Consider the following 3,537-nt stretch of genomic DNA (forward strand, 5'->3'; position numbering starts at 1 on the left):
GTCGTCGACTCCGAGGCGTTCGGAATCCTCCACCATTGCCACACAATCGGCACCGTCGGGCATCGGAGCACCGGTCATGATCCGGATCGCCTCGCCGGGACCGACCGGGCAGTCCGGAGCCGCACCCGCCGCGATCTCGCCGACCACGACGAGTTCGACCGGATCCGTGTCGGCCGTGCGGACGTCGGCGGAGCGCACGGCGTACCCGTCGACAGCGGAGTTGTCGAACGGCGGGACGAGCTCGGCCGACACGACCGGAGCGGCCAGCACCAACCCGTTGGCCGCCTCGCGGTCCAGCGCAACGGCCCGTTTGGGCGGGCACGACCCCAACACGAATTCCTGTGCATCCTCCAGCGGCGTCATCGCGTCACCGTATCCAGCCGATCCCCGACCCCGTATCAACTGGGGTCAGACCCCGGTTGGATACGGAGGCGTCCGTAACCTTGGCGTGATGACGACGGCGATGACGGCGTTCCCGGCCGATGGCTACACGGCCCGGTGGCAGACCTGGGAAGGCGACGGTGACGAAACGGTCACCCTGCGCTGGGAGAACGAGGGCTGGACCGCGCTCGGCGAGCTGACCCGGGAACGAGTCAGCTACGTGATCCGGCTCTCCCCCACCTGGAGCGTGCGCCAGTTCCTCCTGTTCCGCGACACCGACGAACCCGACCTCTGGCTGGGAACCGATGGTTCCGGGCGATGGGGCGAGCTGAACGGGGCCCACCGACCCGACCTCGACGGATGCACCGACATCGACCTCCACGCGACGCCGTTCACGAACTCGATTCCGATCCGCCGCCTGCAACTCGATCCGGGCGATGCCGCCGATGTGACCGTCGCAGTGGTCGATGTCGACACGCTCGGCGTGACCCCCGTGGAACAGCGCTACGAACACCAGCTCGACGGCGCGTGGCGGAAGGTTCACGCGAAGACCGGAACCGCGAGCGAGTTCCGCGTCGATCCGTACGGTCTCGTCCACGACGAGCCGGACCTGTTCCGCCGCGTCTAGAGCGACGTGTTCCCGGCGGGGCGACGTCGTACGTCTGTCGACCGGCTCACAACTCGAGATTGCGGAGGAACGCGCGCAGGTCGTCGCCGAGCTCCGGGTTCACCAGCCCGAGCTGAATCGACGCAGTGAGGAAGCCCAACGGATTTCCGGTGTCGTAGCGGCCGGATTCGGCCAACACGGCGTGGAAGGGAGCCCGCCGAGCCTGGGCCCGCAGCGCGTCCGTGAGTTGCAGCTCGCCGCCGCGGCCGGGTTCGAGTGCGTCGATCTCGTCCCACGCGTCGGCGGTGAGGACGTAGCGACCGGTGATGATCAAATTGGACGGCGCCTCGTCGATCGCCGGCTTCTCGACCAGATCGCGCACCTCGACGACTCCGTCGTCGGACATCGGGCCGATCGGGTCGATCACGCCATACGAGCTCACGGCGTGACGCGGGACCTCGGCGACGGCGACCACGCTGCCACCGGTCGAGGCACAGACGCCGTTCATCTGAGCGAGCAGGCCCGCCGTTGCCATCATCTCGTCGGGGAGCATCACCGCGAACGGCTCGTCGCCGACCGTCGACCGGGCGCATCCGACGGCGTGGCCGAGACCCTTCGGGTCGTCCTGGTACACGATGCTCACGCGCCAGTCCCGACCGATGGCGCGCAGCCGATCTGCGGTCTCGATCTTGCCCTTCTCCTCGAGTGCTGCGAGCAGCGCGTCGTCGCGTTCGAAGTACTCGGCGACGGCCGGCTTCGAGCGGCTGGACACGATGACGACGTGATCGATCCCGGCTCCGAGCGCTTCGTCGATCACGACCTGGATGGCCGGCTGGTCGCCGATCGGGAAGAGTTCCTTCGGAACCGCCTTCGTCGCGGGCAGGAATCTGGTCCCCAGTCCGGCGGCCGGAATCACTGCACTGCGTACCTGCATCAGTCGGACGATAGCTTTTCACTTCCGATGCCCACCTACGTCTACAAGTTCGTCGAGTCTGGCGAGACCATCGAGGTCCAGCAGGCGTTCACCGACGACACGCTCACCGAGTACACCCATCCCGACTCCGGCGACCTGCTGCCCGTCAAGAAGGTCTTCCAGCCCGTCGGCGTCACCTTCAAGGGCTCCGGCTTCTTCAAGACCGACAATCGCGGCTCGAAGTCCACGACCCCGCCCGGGTCGAGTTCCGAGTCATCGAACGGTTCGAAGTCGTCCGAGTCGTCGAGCGGATCCTCGGATTCGTCGTCGTCGAAATCGTCCGAGTCGTCGAAGTCCGGATCGGATTCGGGCTCGTCGGGGTCATCCGGCGCGTCGTCGAAGTCATCCAACACCAAGACATCGACCTCGTCCGGCTCCGACTGACCCGATGCAGGTCCCGCCCGATCCGCGTGCCGAGCAGTTCGGTGCCGAGGTCGGAGTTTTCGGCGGCTCCGGTTTCTACGATCTGGTCGCCGATGCCGAGGACGTCGAGGTGTCGACGCCGTTCGGCCCGACCGCCGCTCCGGTGCGCCTCGGTACCGTCGCCGGGCGCCGCGTCGCGTTTCTGGCCCGTCACGGTCGAGCCCACGAGTTCGCCGCCCACCGTGTCCCGTTTCGGTCCAACGTGTGGGCGCTCGCCGCGCTCGGCGTCCGATCGATCGTGGCACCGTGCTCGGTCGGAGCCCTCCAACCGCATCTCGACGTCGGCGACTTCGTCGTGCTCGATCAGCTCGTCGATCGCACGCACGGTCGCACCGGCACCTTCCACGATGTCGGCTCCGGTGACGGTCTGCCGGGATCGGACGGTCCGGTCCACCACCAGCCGTTCGCCGATCCGTACGACGCGAGGATTCGCGAGGTCCTCCTCGGTGCTGCCCGCACCTCGAGCGGCCCGGTCGTCCACGACGGCGGAACCATGGTGGTCATCGACGGCCCCCGGTTCTCGACCCGCGCCGAGTCCCACTGGTACGCGGCGATGGGGTGGGACGTGGTCAACATGACCGGCGCGCCCGAGGCGGCACTCGCGGCGGAGGCCGGCCTCCCCTACGCCTCGGTCGCGCTCGTGACCGACCGTGACGTCGGCGATGACGACGGGGTCGAACCGGTGACGATGGATACCGTGATGGCAGCCGTCCACCGCAATGTCGCCAACGTCAAGCAACTGATCGAACTCGCCGTCCCCGCGCTGCCGTAGACGACGAAGCGGCCGTCTCCGATCCGCCGCTACGCTGACCGCGCCGACTCCCTCCCGACGTTCACGCGATCACCTGATCAGAGGAGAGACCCGATGACATTCGCCCTCCGCGAGTTGTCCCCCGCCCGGTTCGGCGCCCGACTACGCCTCGTCCTCGCACGTCGCCCCTGGTTGCGATGGTTGTGTGTCGCAATGATCGCCGCGGTCGCCGCCGTCACGGTCCACGATCGACTCGAAGCCACCGAAGCCGCTCGCTCGGCGTGGAGTGACCGGGTCCGCGTGCCCGTCGCCGATGCACCTGCCGCGGCGGGCGAGACGGTGGCGTGGCGATGGCGCGAACTCCCTGCGATCGCCGTTCCGGACGACGTCGCCCACGATGTT

Annotated in this window: 5 protein-coding genes and 1 pseudogene; 4 read left to right on the top strand and 2 right to left on the bottom strand. The window is 68.1% G+C overall.

Annotation, left to right across the window (positions count from 1 at the left end):
- Window positions 1-363 (bottom strand): annotated as a pseudogene (locus WBV89_RS10030) (hypothetical protein); the annotation flags it as partial.
- A gap of 88 nt (window positions 364-451) precedes the next feature.
- On the opposite strand from WBV89_RS10030, the gene WBV89_RS10035 reads away from it, so the two are divergent.
- The gene (locus WBV89_RS10035) at window positions 452-1,009 is read left to right on the top strand and encodes a putative glycolipid-binding domain-containing protein (protein ID WP_423981200.1); all 558 of its coding nucleotides are present in this window, start codon (window positions 452-454) and stop codon (window positions 1,007-1,009) included.
- 46 nt (window positions 1,010-1,055) lie between these two features.
- On the opposite strand, the gene WBV89_RS10040 is transcribed toward WBV89_RS10035, so the two are convergent.
- Entirely contained in the window at window positions 1,056-1,922 is an 867-nt protein-coding gene (locus WBV89_RS10040; RefSeq protein WP_423981201.1) for a UTP--glucose-1-phosphate uridylyltransferase, read from the bottom strand.
- 27 nt (window positions 1,923-1,949) lie between these two features.
- Between WBV89_RS10040 and WBV89_RS10045 the strand changes: the two genes are divergently transcribed.
- From WBV89_RS10045 to WBV89_RS10055, 3 genes are all read left to right on the top strand, one after another.
- Window positions 1,950-2,345, top strand: coding sequence for an FmdB family zinc ribbon protein (locus tag WBV89_RS10045; RefSeq protein ID WP_423981202.1), 396 nt, complete (start codon window positions 1,950-1,952; stop codon window positions 2,343-2,345).
- A 4-nt stretch (window positions 2,346-2,349) separates the two neighbouring features.
- Entirely contained in the window at window positions 2,350-3,156 is an 807-nt protein-coding gene (locus tag WBV89_RS10050) for an MTAP family purine nucleoside phosphorylase (protein ID WP_423981203.1), read from the top strand.
- A 93-nt stretch (window positions 3,157-3,249) separates the two neighbouring features.
- The coding region (locus tag WBV89_RS10055) for a hypothetical protein (protein WP_423981204.1) at window positions 3,250-3,537 on the top strand (288 nt) is incomplete at its 3' end.

Source organism: Ilumatobacter sp. (assembly GCF_049588435.1).
Classification (GTDB): Bacteria; Actinomycetota; Acidimicrobiia; order Acidimicrobiales; family Ilumatobacteraceae; genus Ilumatobacter_A.